Origin of the sequence: Mesorhizobium sp. ESP-6-2 (assembly GCF_020164675.1) — a bacterium.
GTDB lineage: Bacteria > Pseudomonadota > Alphaproteobacteria > Rhizobiales > Rhizobiaceae > Mesorhizobium.
In genome coordinates, this window is sequence record NZ_JAIUGT010000005.1 from 74,490 (window position 1) to 90,611 (window position 16,122).

The 16,122-nt window shown below is 63.8% G+C and carries 15 protein-coding genes and 1 riboswitch; of the genes, 5 read left to right on the forward strand and 10 right to left on the reverse strand.

The genetic code is table 11. The features are described 5' to 3' along the window. Nucleotides 1–136 precede the first annotated feature (136 nt). Nucleotides 137–1,129, forward strand: coding sequence for an AraD1 family protein (gene araD1, locus LB532_RS15290; RefSeq protein ID WP_140639912.1), 993 nt, complete (start codon nt 137–139; stop codon nt 1,127–1,129). Nucleotides 1,130–1,344: 215 nt separating this feature from the next. Here araD1 and LB532_RS15295 read toward each other — a convergent pair whose 3' ends face one another. Together LB532_RS15295 and LB532_RS15300 are read right to left on the reverse strand one after the other, a co-directional pair. Then, nucleotides 1,345–2,118: an ABC transporter substrate-binding protein gene (locus LB532_RS15295; RefSeq protein ID WP_140639913.1), complete on the reverse strand. Its 774-nt coding sequence runs from the start codon at nt 2,116–2,118 to the stop codon at nt 1,345–1,347. A 98-nt stretch (nt 2,119–2,216) separates the two neighbouring features. Next, nucleotides 2,217–3,311, reverse strand: coding sequence for a 2'-deoxycytidine 5'-triphosphate deaminase (locus LB532_RS15300; protein ID WP_140639914.1), 1,095 nt, complete (start codon nt 3,309–3,311; stop codon nt 2,217–2,219). A gap of 77 nt (nt 3,312–3,388) precedes the next feature. Further along, nucleotides 3,389–3,466, forward strand: a riboswitch (SAM riboswitch). A gap of 57 nt (nt 3,467–3,523) precedes the next feature. On the opposite strand from LB532_RS15300, the gene LB532_RS15305 reads away from it, so the two are divergent. Next, on the forward strand, nt 3,524–4,714 hold the full coding sequence (locus tag LB532_RS15305; RefSeq protein WP_140639915.1) for an O-succinylhomoserine sulfhydrylase: 1,191 nt from the start codon (nt 3,524–3,526) through the stop codon (nt 4,712–4,714). A gap of 30 nt (nt 4,715–4,744) precedes the next feature. Here the strand turns inward: LB532_RS15305 and LB532_RS15310 are convergent, their stop codons facing one another. Continuing rightward, nucleotides 4,745–5,896 carry a ceramide glucosyltransferase gene (locus LB532_RS15310; RefSeq protein ID WP_140639916.1) on the reverse strand — a complete coding sequence of 384 codons (1,152 nt, stop codon included), beginning with the start codon at nt 5,894–5,896 and terminating at the stop codon, nt 4,745–4,747. 231 nt (nt 5,897–6,127) lie between these two features. On the opposite strand from LB532_RS15310, the gene apaG reads away from it, so the two are divergent. Then, a complete protein-coding gene (gene apaG, locus LB532_RS15315; RefSeq protein ID WP_140639917.1) occupies nt 6,128–6,520 on the forward strand; it encodes a Co2+/Mg2+ efflux protein ApaG in 393 nt (130 codons plus the stop codon). A 199-nt stretch (nt 6,521–6,719) separates the two neighbouring features. On the opposite strand, the gene LB532_RS15320 is transcribed toward apaG, so the two are convergent. The 3 genes from LB532_RS15320 to LB532_RS15330 all read right to left on the reverse strand — a co-directional run bounded on the left by LB532_RS15320 (nt 6,720) and on the right by LB532_RS15330 (nt 10,000). Further along, a complete protein-coding gene (locus LB532_RS15320) occupies nt 6,720–7,751 on the reverse strand; it encodes an Hsp33 family molecular chaperone (protein WP_140639918.1) in 1,032 nt (343 codons plus the stop codon). 123 nt (nt 7,752–7,874) lie between these two features. Further along, the gene (gene argF, locus LB532_RS15325; RefSeq protein WP_140580389.1) at nt 7,875–8,786 is read right to left on the reverse strand and encodes an ornithine carbamoyltransferase; all 912 of its coding nucleotides are present in this window, start codon (nt 8,784–8,786) and stop codon (nt 7,875–7,877) included. 14 nt (nt 8,787–8,800) lie between these two features. Next, a complete protein-coding gene (locus LB532_RS15330; protein WP_140639919.1) occupies nt 8,801–10,000 on the reverse strand; it encodes an aspartate aminotransferase family protein in 1,200 nt (399 codons plus the stop codon). Between the two features lie 355 nt (nt 10,001–10,355). On the opposite strand from LB532_RS15330, the gene LB532_RS15335 reads away from it, so the two are divergent. Next, nucleotides 10,356–10,874 carry a GcrA family cell cycle regulator gene (locus LB532_RS15335; RefSeq protein WP_140639920.1) on the forward strand — a complete coding sequence of 173 codons (519 nt, stop codon included), beginning with the start codon at nt 10,356–10,358 and terminating at the stop codon, nt 10,872–10,874. 120 nt (nt 10,875–10,994) lie between these two features. Here the strand turns inward: LB532_RS15335 and LB532_RS15340 are convergent, their stop codons facing one another. From LB532_RS15340 to LB532_RS15350, 3 genes are all read right to left on the reverse strand, one after another. Beyond that, nucleotides 10,995–12,002 carry a magnesium and cobalt transport protein CorA gene (locus LB532_RS15340; RefSeq protein ID WP_140639921.1) on the reverse strand — a complete coding sequence of 336 codons (1,008 nt, stop codon included), beginning with the start codon at nt 12,000–12,002 and terminating at the stop codon, nt 10,995–10,997. A gap of 95 nt (nt 12,003–12,097) precedes the next feature. Continuing rightward, complete coding sequence (phoU, locus tag LB532_RS15345; RefSeq protein WP_140513249.1) at nt 12,098–12,823, reverse strand: phosphate signaling complex protein PhoU; 726 nt, start codon at nt 12,821–12,823, stop codon at nt 12,098–12,100. A gap of 112 nt (nt 12,824–12,935) precedes the next feature. Beyond that, nucleotides 12,936–14,201 carry a sensor histidine kinase gene (locus tag LB532_RS15350; RefSeq protein ID WP_140639922.1) on the reverse strand — a complete coding sequence of 422 codons (1,266 nt, stop codon included), beginning with the start codon at nt 14,199–14,201 and terminating at the stop codon, nt 12,936–12,938. A 194-nt stretch (nt 14,202–14,395) separates the two neighbouring features. On the opposite strand from LB532_RS15350, the gene ppk2 reads away from it, so the two are divergent. Next, the gene (gene ppk2, locus LB532_RS15355; RefSeq protein ID WP_140639923.1) at nt 14,396–15,304 is read left to right on the forward strand and encodes a polyphosphate kinase 2; all 909 of its coding nucleotides are present in this window, start codon (nt 14,396–14,398) and stop codon (nt 15,302–15,304) included. A gap of 56 nt (nt 15,305–15,360) precedes the next feature. Here ppk2 and LB532_RS15360 read toward each other — a convergent pair whose 3' ends face one another. Then, nucleotides 15,361–16,110, reverse strand: coding sequence for an enoyl-CoA hydratase-related protein (locus tag LB532_RS15360; protein WP_140496652.1), 750 nt, complete (start codon nt 16,108–16,110; stop codon nt 15,361–15,363). Nucleotides 16,111–16,122: the final 12 nt, after the last annotated feature.

The following is a 16,122-nucleotide window of genomic DNA, read 5'->3' on the forward strand; positions in this document are numbered from 1 at the left end:
AAGAAGTCCTTCAGGGACCGGGCTCGCGAGCGCAATCCGGACGAAGAGTTCAACCCGTGGCACGGCCAGTCCGAGCCGCGCAGGTCAGGGTTTGCCAGAAGGCAGCCATGCCAAGACATATGAGAGAGGACTGATCATGCTGATCTCGCAGATTCTCGACGACGCCGAGACCATCCGTGTCGTTGCCCGCACGGGCGGCAAGACCCGGATCATCAACGGCGCGCGCAGCGTCTATTCGCTGGCGATGGAAGCCGCTCGTACCGGCGTCGGCCTTGCCGCGCTGATCGAACGCAAGGGGCTCGGCGAGACCGTCGATCTCGACGCCGCCTACAAGAAGGGGCGGCTGCTGTCGCCGATCAATCATCCCGATCCGGCGCATCTGCATCTGACCGGCACGGGGCTAACGCATCTCGGCTCGGCAGCGACGCGCGATTCCATGCACAAGAAGCTCAGCACCGACGGCGAGGAGCAGCTCACCGATTCCATGAAGATGTTCCGCATGGGGCTGGAAGGCGGCAAACCCGCGAAAGGCCAGATCGGGGTGCAGCCAGAATGGTTCTACAAGGGCAACGGCACGATGGCCGTGGCGCCGGGTGCCGCGTTGATGTCGCCGGCCTTCGCCAAGGACGCCGGCGAGGAGCCCGAGGTGGCCGGCATCTATGTCATCGGCGACGACGGCGCGCCGTTCCGGGTCGGCTTCACGCTGTCGAACGAATTCTCCGACCATGTGACCGAACGCGTGAACTACCTCTTCCTCGCCCATTCCAAGCTGCGCAACGCCTCCTTCGGACCGGAGATCCTAGTCGGCGACCTGCCCGCCGACATCAGGGGCTCCTCACGCATCTGGCGCGACAGCAAGCTGATGTGGGAAAAGCCGTTCCTGTCGGGCGAAGCGAACATGTCGCACACCATCGCCAATCTCGAACACCACCATTTCAAATATTCGGCTTTCCGCCAGCCGGGCGACGTGCATGTGCACATGTTCGGCACCGCGACCCTGTCCTTCGCCGACGGAATCAAGACCGAGGCCGGCGACGTGTTCGAGATCGAGGCCGGCGATTTCGGCCTGCCGCTGCGCAATCCGCTCGAAATCGAGCAGCCGGTGAAGGTGGCGGTGAAGGCGCTGTGAGGGTGGACATCACTTCCTTCTCCCCTGTGGGGTCCGAAGGGAGGGGCGAGACCCGTGGCTCGCCCCAGGGCAGTGGACCAGCGCGCAGCGCCGAGACGGTTGAGGGGTGCTGGCCGGAGTGAGGCGTTGGCGTTCCCTGGAACACCCCTCATCCGACCTCGCTTCGCGAGGCCGCCTTCTCCCACAAGGGGAGAAGGTAAGAAGCGTCTCAGATCTCAATAAATATCGAAATCGAAATACTTGTCCTGGATCTTCTTGTAGGTGCCGTCGGCGACGATGGCGTCGATGGCTGCGTTGAGCTTGTCGCGCAGCGCCGTATCCTCGAGACGCACGGCAATGCCGGCTTCGGTCTCGGTGCCCTTGACGTCGCCGACCATCTTGCAGCAACCGTCGCTCGCCTTCTTCATCCAGTCCATCAGCACGAACTTGTCGGAAAGGACGGCATCGAGGCGGCCGTTCTGGAGATCTGTGATTGCCTCTTCCTGGGTCGGATAGAGCTTCGCTTCGGCGCCGGCCTTGCCATAGACGTCCTGGGCGTAGTTAGCCTGCGTGGTCGCCGCCTGGGCGCCGACCGTCTTGCCGGCGAGTGCCGCCGATTCGGTCGAGGCGATGTCGCTGTCCTTGAGGGCGACGAGCGACAGCGGCGTCGTATAGTATTTGTGGGTGAACGCGACCTGCTTCTTGCGCTCCTCGGTGATGCTCATCGAAGCGATGATGGCGTCGAATTTCTTGGCCTGCAGCGCCGGGATGATGCCGTCCCAGTCCTGGGTGACGATCTCGCATTCGACCTTCATCTGCGCGCACAAGGCGTTGGCGATGTCGATGTCGAAGCCCTCGACCTTGCCGTCGGGCGTGATGGTGTTGAACGGCGGATAGGCGCCCTCGGTGCCGATCTTGATTTTCTCCGCCGCATGCGCCGACAGGGCGCCAGCACCAAGCGTCAGCATGGCGGCGGCCGCCGCCGATATGATCCATTTCGAAATCTGCATTTTCATTCCCCTTGAGCGCCGCCACGTCGGCGGCCGGCGAGGCAGCCAAGCATGGCGAGCCGGCGCAGGCAAGTATCTTGCCTGACGGTGATGAGCGTTCAGGGCGCGGCGCGAAAGTGCTTGGACAGCTTCAGGCCCTGCGCCTGGTAGTTCGAGCCGAGCTCGGTGCCGTAAAGCGCCTGCGGCCGCTTCAGCATATGCTCGTAGACCAGCCGGCCGACGATCTGGCCATGATCGAGGATGAACGGCACCTCATGGCTGCGCACTTCGAGCACGGCGCGGCTGCCGGTGCCGCCGGCCGCCGAATGGCCGAAGCCCGGATCGAAGAAGCCGGCATAGTGGACACGGAACTCGCCCACCAGTGGATCGAAGGGCGTCATTTCGGCCGCGTAGAGCGGCGGCACATGCACCGCTTCCTGGCTGACGAGGATGTAGAACTCGTCCGGATCGAGCACCAGCTCGCCGGCGCCGCTCTTGTGGATCGGCTCCCAGAAGTCGACGATCTCCTGCGCCGCGCGCTTGTCGACATCGACGAGGCCGGTATGGTGCTTGCCGCGATAGCCGACCAGCCCGTCACTGTCGCCGTTGAGATCGATCGACAATGCGATGCCGCCGCCGGAAATGTTCGGCGGTTCGGTGGCGACCAGCATTTCGGCCCGGTGCAATTGATGCAACTCTGCTTCCGAGAGCAGCGCATTGCCGGTGCGGAAGCGTATCTGCGAAAGGCGCGAGCCGGCGCGCACGACGATCGGGAAGGTGCGTGGACTGACTTCGAGATAGAGCGGACCATGATAGCCGGCGGCGATCTTGTCGAACTCGTGGCCGCGATCGGTCATCACGCGGGTGAAGATATCGAGCCGCCCGGTCGAGCTCTTGGGATTGGCGGACGCCGAAATTTCCGCCGGCAGCGCCAGGCTTTCGAGCAGGGGCACGATGTAGACGCAGCCGGTTTCCAAAACGGCGCCGTCGGCCAGGCTGATCTCGTGCAGCTTCAGCCGGTCGAGTTTTTCACTGACCTTGTGGTTGGGACCCGGCAGGAAGGACGCGCGCACCCGCCACGCCTTTTGGCCGAGCCTCAGATCAAGGCTGGCCGGCTGGATCTGGTCGGCGTCGAGCGCACGCGACGACTTCAGCGCGCCGGACTGGAACAGCGCCGCAATGTCCTGATCGGGAAGAATTCCTGTCTGCCGCAAAGTCTGGCTCCGCTCTGCTGGTACAAGTCTCTTAATGAAGCCGGCAATTGACGCAAGCGTGGCGCGGGTCTAAAGGGTCGTTATCCCGTGGTGATTTGGCCGGTCGGCTTGCAGCCACGTTAAACAAGTCGCTAAAGGACCGTCGGGCCGCAAGGCCGTATGGACCGGTTGCGACTTTTTCGCGGCCGGTTTTTTTGTGTTTGGATAGGACGATGACGAGCAAGACGCGCAACTGGAAGCCTCAGACCGCACTCGTGCATGGCGGGACCCTGCGTTCCGGCTTCGGTGAAACTTCCGAGGCGATATACCTGACCCAGGGCTATGTCTATGAGACGGCCCAAGCCGCCGAAGCCCGCTTCAAGGGCGAGGAACCGGGCTTCATCTATTCACGCTATGCCAATCCGACCGTCGACATGTTCGAGAAGCGCATGTGCGCGCTCGAAGGCGCCGAGGACGCGCGCGCCACCGCGTCCGGCATGGCGGCGGTGACGGCAGCCCTCCTGTGCAGCGTCAAGGCCGGCGATCATATCGTTGCGGCGCGCGCCCTGTTCGGCTCCTGCCGCTGGGTGGTCGAGACGCTGGCGCCGCGTTACGGCATCGAGGCGACGCTGGTCGACGGCACCGACATTGCCAACTGGGAAAAGGCGGTTCGGCCCAACACCAAGCTGTTTTTCCTGGAAAGCCCGACCAACCCGACGCTTGAGGTGGTGGACATATCAGCCGTCGCTTCGCTTGCCAATTCGATCGGCGCGCGGCTGGTCGTGGACAATGTCTTCGCCACGCCGCTGCAGCAGAAGCCGTTGCAGCTCGGCGCGCATGTCGTGGTCTATTCGGCGACCAAGCACATCGATGGCCAGGGCCGTTGTCTCGGCGGCGTCATCCTGTCGGACAAGAAATGGATCGACGAAAACCTGCACGATTATTTCCGCCATACCGGCCCCAGCCTGTCGCCGTTCAACGCCTGGACGCTGCTGAAGGGCCTGGAAACGCTGCCGCTGCGCGTGCGCCAGCAGACGGAGAGCGCCGGCAAGATCGCCGATTTCCTGGCCGAGCAGCCGGAGATCGCCCGCGTCATCTATCCCGGCCGCGCCGACCATCCGCAGGCCGATATCGTCAAGAAGCAGATGTCGGGCGGCTCCACCCTGATCTGCTTTGACGTCAAGGGCGGCAAGCAGGGTGCCTTCGCCCTGCAGAACGCGCTCGACATCGTCCTGATCTCGAACAATCTCGGCGACGCCAAAAGCCTGATCACCCATCCGGCGACGACGACGCACAAGAACCTCAGCGACGAAGCGCGCGCCGAGCTCGGCATCGGACCCGGCACGCTCAGGCTGTCGGTCGGGCTGGAGGATACCGACGATCTGCTGGAAGACATCGCGCAGGCGCTTGAGGCCGCCAAATAAGGCCGGTCGAGGCATCGTCGTCCGCGTCGATCAGGCGCGCGATGGCGTCTCTTCCAGTTCAGCCGCCTTGGTGCCGATGGTCATGGCGTTGCCGCGCCAGTCGACCGCACGACCCAGCCAGCCGCGCGCCCAGATGGCGGGCAACATCAGGTCTCGTGCGATCATCGCGGTGACGATGCGCGGCGACAGATACCAGCCCTTTGCCGAGGCGAGCATGCATTCCGGCAGGTAGGCGAGCGCCAGCACGCAGAGCGCTGTCATGGGCAGGCTGACGCCGGCGCTGGCTGCGGCGATCAGCGCCAGCACGAGCGGAGCCGCCACGCCGGTCAGGATCTCGGGTGCGAAGAACAGCGGAAAGGTGACGCGGCGCAGGCGCGCCCAGCGGGCCTGGCGCGACCAGATCTCGCCCGGCATGCGCTGCCCGAGCGGCTGCTCGAAAGGCGAAGCGACGAGATTGACGCGCAGGCCCAGCCTGTTGACCAGTTTGGTCGACGCGGCATCCTCCGCGATCTCGGCGGCGAGCGCACGGATGCCGCCATTGGCGTCGAGCATCTGCTTGTTCCACAACATGCTCTTGCCCTGGGCAAAGCCGAGGCCAAGCGCCTCGCCGGCATATTGCCAGCGCGCCTGCAGCGTGTTGAGGAAGGCGCATTCGACTTCTGCCCAGAAGCCGTCGGGCCGCGAACCGATCGGCGTCGAGCAAACCAGGCCGGTGTCCCGCCGCCATGCCGCCATCAGGTGCTGGACGTAGTCTTTCGGCATCAGCACGTTGGAATCGGCGAGAATGACCCAGTCGTGGCGCGCAGCCTCCCAGCCCTTGACGCAATTGTTCAGTTTCGGGTTGGCGCTGATGCGGTCGTCGCCGGTAAGCAGGCGGGCCGGCACGGCTGGAAAGCGGGCGATGGCGGCGCGGATCGGCTTGACCGCGGGGTCGTCGGCATGGGCGACACAGAAGATCAGTTCGTAGCGCGGCCAGTCGAGCGAGAAAGCGCGCTCAAGCGTCTCATGGGTAAACGGCTCGACGCCGCGCGCCGGGATGACGATCGACACAGGCAGCGGCTTGCCGGCCGGCGGCGCGATGGCGGCGCGCCGTTTCAGGCGCGAACAGGCGAGCAGGATGCTGGCGAGATTTGAGGCGATGAGAGCGATCGAAAGCGAGCCGGTTATGAGAGCGAGTTCCATCGATATCCGGTCACTCCAGAAAAACCGGCCCGCCTGGCGGCCGTTTTCGACAGTTCGACAGAGCGCCCGAGTCGCCCGGCATTGCTGGTGCACACCATCATTGTCATGTGTCACTCAAATGACATTGTTTGTCGGCACTTGCCCCCTCGAGGTGGCAACTCGGACGCGCACGGTTGATCGAACCGCAAAGAGCGCCGAATGTTCCACACCGGATTTGTTTTGGAGCCGCTCATGTACCGCGCCGTCACGCGCAACATCGAAGTGCAGGTCAGGCCGTTCTATCTCGAGGACCGCTCGGATCCTACGGAAAACCGCTACGTCTGGGGCTACCAGATAACGATCGACAACCAGTCCGACGAATTCGTGCAGCTGTTATCGCGCTATTGGCACATAACCGACGGCGCCGGCCGGGTCGAGGAAGTGCGAGGCGCCGGCGTGGTCGGCGATCAGCCCGAACTCAATCCCGGCGACAGCTACCAATACACGTCGGGCTGTCCGCTCTCGACGCCGTCGGGGATCATGGTCGGCCACTACACCATGCGCAACGAGCGGGGCGAGACATTCGACATCGCTATCCCCGCGTTTTCGCTGGATCTGCCAGGGACGAGGCGAACGGTGAATTAGCGAAAGCGGCGGCGACAGCCTCTTTCTCCCCGTCACTATACGGGGGAGAAATGTCCGGCAGGACAATGAGGGGCGGCGCCGACTCTGGAGATCTATCTCGCGCACCGAATGAAGACTGCCCTAACGCCGAACTCAGCGCTGCCCCTCATCCGCCTGCCGGCACCTTCTCCCCGTATAGTGACGAGGAGAACGAAGCACTTCACTGCGCCGCAAACTCGGCCGGGTCGAAGTCATATTGCGTCGAACAGAACTCGCAGGCGACGTGGATGCCGCCGTCCTCGGTGCTGTCCTTGATCTCCTGCGCGGAGAAGCCCTCGAGGATGCCGCGGATCTTGTCGCGGGAGCATGAGCACTGATCGGCGACGGGAACGCCGCCGAAGACGCGCACGCCATGCTCGTGGAACAGACGATAGAGCAGCCGCTCGGCGCCGATGGTCGGATCGATCAGTTCGGTCGGCTCGATGGTGCCGAGCAGCGCCAGCAATTCCTGCCAGGAATTGTCTGTGGGATCGTGGATCTCCTCGCGCGGATCGCCATCCCTGCCGGGCAGGTCAGGAACGCGCATGCGCTCGGAGGCCTGCGGCAGGAACTGCGCCAGGATGCCGCCCGCCCGCCACTGCTCGCGCGCGCCGCCGGGGCCGGGCGTCAAAAGCTTGGCGACGGAAAGCCGGAGATCGGTCGGGATCTGCTCCGACTGGCGGAAATAGGTGCGCGCGGCCTCTTCCAGGGTCTCGCCGTCGAGCTGGACGATGCCCTGGTAGCGCTGCGTGTGGGCACCTTGGTCGATGGTCAGCGCCAGCACACCGTTGCCGAGCAGCGTTTGCTGCGAGGTCTCGCCGGCCGCAATCAGCGCCTCCAGCCGGTCGGCATCGAAGCGCGCATAGGCACGCAGCGCCGAGGGCGTGGAAAAATCCGCGACCAGCATGTCGACAGGCCCGTCGGTGCGGGTCTGCAGGATGAACTTGCCCTCGAACTTGAGCGAGGTGCCTAGCAGCACCGTCAGCACACAGGCTTCCGCCAGCAGCCGGGCAACCGGCTCGGGATAGTCATGGCGGCCAAGGATCGCATCGAGCATCGGCCCGAGCTGCACGGTGCGGCCGCGCACATCGAGCGGACCGACCTCGAAGGGCACGACGTGATCATCGCCAGCGTAACCGAATTCGCCGAGTTTGGGGTGATGTTCAGCCACTTGATGGGTTTCCAGCATGACAAAGCTCCAGGGCGCGGCCATGCCGCCCTTTGGGGAGCATGCGTCTAAACGCGCTTGATTTGCGTGATGCCGCGCAGATAGGCATCGCGCCTCCGGAGATCAAGTTCCCCGGCACGTCGAGCGCCAAGACACTTCAAGTCCACTTCAGGCCCCAAGACACCAGGCAAGCACGGCCTTCTGGGCGTGGAGCCGGTTCTCGGCCTCGTCGAAGACCACCGAATGCGGACCGTCGATGACCTCATCGGTCACTTCCTCGCCGCGATGCGCCGGCAGGCAGTGCATGAACAGCGCGTCGGGCTTTGCCTTGGCCATCAGCTTGGCGTTGACCTGGTAGGGCGAAAACACGTTGTGGCCGCGGGCGCGGTGCTCCTGGCCCATCGACACCCAGCAGTCGGTGACGACGCAGTCGGCCTGGTCGACGGCTTCCTCTGGCGAGCGGGTAAAGGAGAGCTTGCCGCCATGTGCGGTTGACCAGTCGACGTGCTTCTGCGCCGGCTCGCTGCCTTCGGGCACCGCGACGTTGAGGTTGAAGCGGAACCGCGCCGAGGCTTCCAGCAGCGAATGCAGCACGTTGTTGCCGTCGCCAGTCCAGGCGATGGTCTTGCCGGCGACCGGACCGCGATGCTCCTCGAAGGTCATGATGTCGGCCATCAGCTGGCAAGGATGGGTATCGTCGGTGAGCCCGTTGATCACCGGGATGGTCGCATTCTCGGTCAGCTCCAGCAGCCGCTCATGCGAGGTGGTGCGGATCATTATGGCATCGACATAGCGCGACAGAACCTTGGCTGTGTCGGCGATGGTCTCGGAGCGGCCGAGCTGCATCTCGGTGCCGGTCAGCATGATGGTCTCGCCGCCAAGCTGACGCATGCCGACATCGAAGGAGACGCGCGTGCGCGTCGACGGCTTGTCGAAGATCATCGCCAGCACCTTGCCTTCGAGCGGTTTCGACCGCTCGCCCGCCTTGAGGCGCGCCTTGCGCTCCACTGCGTCGGTCAGCATGGAGCGCAGGTCGCCTTCGGAAACGGCGGAGAGGTCGGTGAAATGACGAAGTGACATCAGGAGCTTTCGAATTACTTCGCGGCTTCAGCGGCGATGGCCTCGGACAGGGTCTTGGCGCCGGCGCGAATGCGCTCGAGCGCTTCATGGATCTCGCTGTCCGTGACGGTGAGCGGCGGCAGCAGGCGAATGACGTTGTCGCCAGCCGGAACCGCGAGCAGATGCTGGTCGCGCAGCGCCATGTTCACCTTGCCGTTGGGCATGGCGCATTTGAGGCCCAGCATCAGCCCCGTGCCCCTGATGCCCTCGATGACCTCGGGGAATTCGTCGGCCACCCCTGCCAGCCCTTGCTTCAACAACAGCGCCTTGCGCTGCACATCCGCCAGGAAGCCCTCCTCCAGCACCACGTCGAGCACGGCATTGCCGACCGCCATGGCCAGCGGGTTGCCGCCGAACGTAGTGCCGTGGACACCCGCGGTCATGCCGACAGCCGCCTCGTCGGTGGCAAGGCAGGCGCCCATCGGGAAGCCACCGCCAATGCCTTTGGCGATGGCCATGATGTCTGGAGCGACCCCCGACCATTCATGAGCGAACAGCTTGCCGGTGCGGCCGATGCCGCACTGGACTTCATCGTAGATCAACAGCAGGCCGTGCTGGTCGCAGAGCTGCCGCAGCCGCTTCAGCGATTGTGTCGGCACCGGGCGGATACCGCCCTCGCCCTGCACCGGTTCGATCAGGATCGCCGCGGTCTCCGGCGTGATCGCCTTTTCGGCGGCGTCGATATCGTCGAAGCCGACCTGATCGAAACCCTCGACCTTGGGGCCGAAACCTTCGAGATATTTGTACTGGCCGCCGGCGGCGATGGTCGCCAGCGTGCGGCCATGGAAGGCGCCTTCGAAAGTGATGACGCGGAAGCGCTCGGGATGCCCCTTGACGAAATGGTAGCGCCGCGCCGTCTTTATCGCGCATTCCAGCGCCTCGGCGCCCGAATTGGTGAAGAACACCTTGTCGGCGAAGGTGGCGTCGGCCAGCCGCTCGCCAAGTCGGCTCTGCCCCGGGATCTCGTAGAGATTGGAGACGTGCCAGAGCTTGGCAGCCTGCTCGGTGAGCGCCGCAACCAGATGCGGATGGCCGTGGCCCAGCGAATTGACGGCTATGCCGCCGGCAAAATCGAGATATCGCTCGCCCTTGTCGGTAACCAGCCAGGTGCCTTCCCCATGGTCGAAGGCCAGGGGTGCGCGAGCAAAGGTCTCGAAAAGCGCCGAACCGCTCATTATATGCGTCTCCGGAACCGGAAAATCAAAAAAGCCGCCAAAGCGGCGGCCTTTGCGGCTTATCGGGTTTTTCAGCCATGAAGTCAACGAAAACGTCGCGTAGTGGCGCGCGGCAAGCCTCCCGACGGGACGCCGGCTCATAAGTGAGCTGGCAAGTTGGGGAAAACCGAAAAAACCGATTCGTGTTGCACTTCGGACTCTTGTCACCGAGTCAGCGCATAAGGTAGTTGTAGTCGGGAAATAACTAGATTTCGTGCGGCGGACCTAATCACCAGATATATGTGGTGTCTGCCCCAGCAGTGGTGCTGGGCCGGGAAGGGATTCTGATTGCCGTACGCTTAGCAGGAGCGCGGTCATGAATTGGACTGACGAGCGGGTCGAACTCTTGAGAAAACTGTGGTCGGAGGGTCTGAGCGCAAGCCAGATTGCTGCCCAGCTTGGAGGGGTCAGCCGCAATGCCGTCATCGGCAAGGTGCACCGGCTGAAATTGTCGGGCCGCGGGCGCGCCACGGCGGCGCCGGCACGCCAGAAGAAGACGGCGCAAGGGTCGGGCGCGCAGAAATCGGTGCCGCGCGCCGCGAGTGCGACCCGCCACGTCACGACGTCGATCGGAGCAACGGCGCTGCAGGCGCAGTTCGATGCCGAGCCGGTGGCCCGCCACTATATCCGGCCGGTCGAGAATGTGGTGGTGCCGATCTCGCGGCACCTCCAGCTCACCGAACTCACCGAGCGCACCTGCAAATGGCCGAACGGCGATCCGCTGTCGGAGGACTTCAATTTCTGCGGCAACGAAGCCGCCGAAACCGGCCCCTATTGTAAATACCATGCCCGCGTGGCGTTCCAGCCGGCCGCGGAGCGGAGGCGCAATCGATAAGGGGCTAAGGCAGTAGGGCAGTAGGGCAGTATGTTTTGAATTTCCGCTCCCGAGCGTTCTCTTAACCTACTGCCCTACTGCCCTACTGCCCTACTGCCCTACTGCCCTACTGCCCTACTCTCACAGCCATCCATTCTTGCGAAACCGCCAGTAGAGGAAGCTGCAGATCAGCGCGATCGCCAGCAGCACCATCGGGTAGCCACATTCCATTTTCAGTTCCGGCATGTCGCTGAAATTCATGCCGTATATGCCCGCGAAGGCTGTCGGCACAGCCAGGATTGCCGCCCATGAGGCGAGCTTTTTCGAGATCGCCGTTTCCTGGCTCTGGCCCACCAGCAGGCTCGCCTCGAAGGCGAAGGCCAGCACTTCTCGCAAGCTGTCGATCTTTTCCTGGACGGTGCGGATATGGTCGGTCACGTCGCGAAACAGCGGGTGCATGGCTGAATGGATCTGCGGCAGGTCGGCGCTGGTCAGCCGTCGGCAGACCTCCACCAGCGGCAGTGCGGCATTGCGCAGCCGCAACAGATCGCGGCGCAGCATATAAAGGCGTTCGATATCGGGGCCGCTCATCGGCTTCAGCAGGACCCGGTCCTCGATCGCCTCGACCTCATCCTCGATCTGCTCGAGCACCGGCATGTAGTTGTCGACGATGAAATCGAGAATGGCATAGAGGACGAAATCCTCGCCCTTGGCCAGTGAATGCGGGCAGCTTTCCCAGTGCTGGCGCACCGCAGCATAGGATGTCGAAGGGCCGTGCCTGACGCTGACGATGTAGCCGCTGCCCACGAACAGATGCGTCTCGCCGAAGGTGACGCGGCCCTCGATCAGCTGCGCGGTGCGGGCGACGATGAACAGCGCATCGCCATACTGCTCGATCTTCGGCCGCTGGTGCGGATGCTCCGCATCCTCGATTGCTAGCTCATGCAGATGAAATTGAGCCTGGACGCGCAACAAGAGCTCGCGATCGGGTTCAAGCAGCCCGATCCATACGACGTGGCCCGCTTTCCTGGCCCACTCGCCGGCTTCCTCGATCGGGATGTCGGCGATGCGGCGCCCGGCTGTGTAGACGCTGGAGGCGATGACGGCCGATGTCGGCGGCGCGGGCTTGAAATCCCGGACATATTCCATCGCAGCCTCCCGAAGCACTGCCTTCCCTGGGGAACAGCAGGCTTGCCTGGGGATAGTCTAGCGCAATACGACCAAGCGTTCGAGAGAAAGTGCGTTCACTTGACCGGCTGCGTTGCGGAAAGGCCGATCTTGTCCGTCTTGTCGCCCTTCGGCCGCTCGCTCGGCATCTGGTCGCCGGTGACGATATAGTAGATCGTCTCGGCAATGTTGGTGGCATGATCACCGATGCGTTCGATGTTCTTGGCGCAGAACAGCAGATGCGTGCAAGGCGTGATGTTGCGCGGATCTTCCATCATGTAGGTCAGCAATTCGCGAAACAGCGACGTGTACATGGCGTCGATCTGGTCGTCGCGGTCACGTACGAAGCCGATCCTTTCGACCGAGCGCGAGGCGTAGACGTCGAGCACTTCCTTGAGTTGGGTCAACGCCAGGTCGGCCAAGGCTTCGAGGCCGCGGAACAGGCTGGTCGGCTGGCGCCCGTCGGCAACCGCCACCACACGCTTGGCGACATTCTTGCCAAGATCGCCGACCCGCTCGAGATCGGCCGAGATGCGGATTGCGCCGACGATCTCGCGCAAGTCCGTCGCCATCGGCTGGCGCCTGGCGATGATGATGATTGCCCTGTCGTCGATTTCGCGCTGGCCTTCGTCGAGGACGGCGTCGTCGCGGATCACCTTCTGGGCAAGGCCGGGATCGGCGTTGACCAGAGCGGAGATCGCCTGTTCGACCATGCGTTCGGCATGTCCGCCCATGGCGGCGATGCGCTTCGACAGATCTTTCAGCTCCTCGTCATAGGCGCTGACTATGTGCACGGACTGCATGACCGAATGCCTTCCCACGGATGATCTGATTTTGAGTCGTTTCCTCGAATCCCCGCTGATACGCTAACCGGATGACAGAAAAAAGAAATGGCACCCTGAAAACTAGGGCGGCTCAGGCCGCCGGCAAATGAACCGAGAAGGCGGCACCCTTGCCGACTTCGGACTTGATCGAGAGCCTGGCGTTGTGGCGCGTCAGGATATGCTTGACGATCGACAGGCCAAGGCCTGTGCCCTTCTGGGTTCGACTGCTCTCGACGTCGACGCGATAGAAGCGTTCCGTGATGCGCGGAATGTGCTCCTCGGGAATGCCGGGGCCAAAATCCCTGATCGTCACGTCGATGCCCGCTTCGCCCTCGGGGTCGCGGCGCGCGATCGACACCACCACGCGGCCGCCCGACTGCCCATATTTGCAGGCGTTTTCCAGAAGGTTCTCGAAGACCTGGAACAGTTCGTCGCGGTCGCCCGGCACTTCGAGAGGGCCGCCGGCGAAATCCCGCTCGATGACGACGCCGTTTTCGCGCGCCAGCGGGGCCAGCGAATCGATAACGCTGTCGACGGTCTGGCGCAGATCGACCTCCGTCCCCGGCCGCAGATAAGGCTTCATCTCCAGCCGCGACAGCGACAAAAGGTCATCGATCAGGCGTGCCATGCGGCCGGTCTGGTTCTGCATGATCTGCAGGAACTGCTCGCGCGCCGCCGGATCGTTGCGGGCCGGCCCGCGCAGCGTTTCGATGAAACCGGATATCGAGGCGAGCGGCGTGCGCAATTCGTGGCTGGCATTGGCGATGAAATCTGCGCGCATGCGGTCGATGCGGCGCGCTTCGCTCTGGTCCTTGAACACCATTACATAGAGATCGGTGCCGTGACCGACCGAGGAGGCACTGACCCGGTACGTCCGCTCGACCGGCAGCCTCTCGGTGTAGTCGATGACATCCGACGCGACCTCGCCCGACAGCACGCCGTCCAGAAGAGCCTGCATTTCCGGCGCCCGGAATTTCAGCGACAGCGATACGCCAGGCGCGATGCCGCCGAAGGCGGCGAAGGCGGCGGCGTTGGCATGAACGATGGCCGCGGCATGGTCGAAGATGATCAAGGGGTCGGCGACGGCCGCCGCCAGATATTCGCCGGACAGGCGTTGCAGGCCGATGGCCTCGATCGCCGCGCCGCTTTCGCCGGGCTGGCGCGTGGCTCCAGCCGGTATCATCGCCGCCACCAGCAGCAAAGCCAGCGCCGGCAGCAGCACATAGGCGGAAATGCCCGCAAAGGCATAAACCGCCATGACCGCGACAAGACCGGCGACGAGCAGCCATCGGCTGTTCCACAGCCGCGCGGCAAGCGCTTGCGCCATACCCTTCTCGTCTGCGCCCTGGTCCGCCATTCGCGCCTGCGCCCCGCTCCCGGTCCGGCAATTTCGCTGGACCGGCCTGGCGCATGACGCCGAAAAATCAGAATCGATTTTCGGAAAGGATCATGCGCAAAATCCAAAAGTGCAGCGCCCCTTGCGTCTGAAGCGGCGCGCGGCACTGCAATGGCTCAATAGCACGAGTCCGTAAGCTGGAAAGGTTCGTCTCGATGAAAAAAGCCAAGGAAAACACCGCCGCGCCGACCCCGGGGCCGCTGAAGCTCAGGATCAACGGCAAGGAGCGGGAGTTCGACATCGAGAATCCGGCACTGCCGGACTGGGTCGAGGAGCGTAAGCTGACCGCGGGCGGCTATCCCTACGACAAGAAGATGAAAAGCGACGAGTATGACGAGACGCTCGAGGCATTGCAGATCGAGCTGGTCAAGGCGCAGGCGTGGCTGCTGTCGACAGGCAAGCGGATGATGGCGCTGTTCGAGGGCCGCGACGCGGCCGGCAAGGGCGGCACGATTTTCGTCCTGCGCCAGTACCTCAACCCGCGCACGGCACGCAACGTGGCGCTGACCAAGCCGACGCCGACCGAGCTGGGGCAATGGTACTACCAGCGTTATGCAGACCACTTCCCGACCGCGGGCGAATTCGTCACGTTCGACCGTTCCTGGTACAACCGCGCCGGCGTCGAACCGGTGATGGGCTTCTGCACGCCCGAACAGCACGAGAAGTTTCTCGACGAGACGCCGCACTTCGAAAGGATGATCGTCAATGACGGCATCCACTTCTTCAAATTCTGGCTGAACATCGGCCGGGAAACGCAGCTCGAGCGATTTCACGATCGCCGCCACAGTCCGCTGAAGAGCTGGAAGTTTTCGCCGATCGACATTGCCGGCATTACCAAGTGGGACGATTACACCAGGGCGCGCGATACCATGTTCGAGCGCACCCACAAGGAATTCGCTCCCTGGATCATCGTGCGTGCCAACGACAAGCGCCGCGCGCGGCTGGCGGTGATGCGGCGCATCCTCCTGTCGCTGCCTTATGACGGCCGCGACCTCGACATCATCGGCAAGGAAGACAAGAAAATCATCGGCGAAGGGCCGTCATTCCTGGCAAAACAGGACTGACGGTGCCTGCGCCACGCGGCACTGGACCGCGTGGCGCAACGCCTTCGGCGCGACGCTCAGGCTGCCAACCGGGCAATCCGCTGCAGCCGCCGCAGCGTGGTGTCGTCCTGCAGCGCCTGCTGGAACAGCGAAATCTCCTGATCGATGCGTTCGCAAAGTTCCGCGGGGTTCCCCTTGAGCAGGCCGCGCGTCTGCAGCAGGGCGGCGACCGGCTTCCTGGCGAGCTGCCTTGCCCGGCCGAGCGTTGCCTCCTCGACGCTGCCTTCGGAAACGATCTCGGCGACTAGGCCGAGCGCCCTGGCGTCGTCGGCGCGCAGCGTGTCGCCGAGGCAGAAAAAGCGGAAGGCGCCGGCATAGCCGAGCTTCTGCGGCGCCAGAATGCTGGTCGCGGCATCCGGCACCAGGCCGAAATCGACGAACGGCACCCGGAACGTGCTTTCGGCGGACGCGATCACCATGTCGCAATGGAACAGGATGGTGCAGCCGACGCCGACCGCATCGCCGTCGACACAGGCCAGTATGGGTTTGGGGAACGTCGCCAGCGTGCGGAACATGTCGGTGACGGCGGCGATCAGCTTCTGGTGCTTGGTAGCGTCGAGGAATTCGGAAAAATCGCCGCCGAGGCAGAAGCAGCCCGCCAGGCCGCGCAGCACGACGACACGAACGTCGTCATTGTCGGCGGCTTCGTGGAACGTCCTTGCCAGGCTTTCATAGGCCCTTCTGTCGAGCACCGGCCGGCCGTCGGTCGACGATACGGTGACGATCAGCGTGTGGTTGCGCAGTTCGGGTTGCGGGTGCGCGTTCATGGCCGTTTCCGA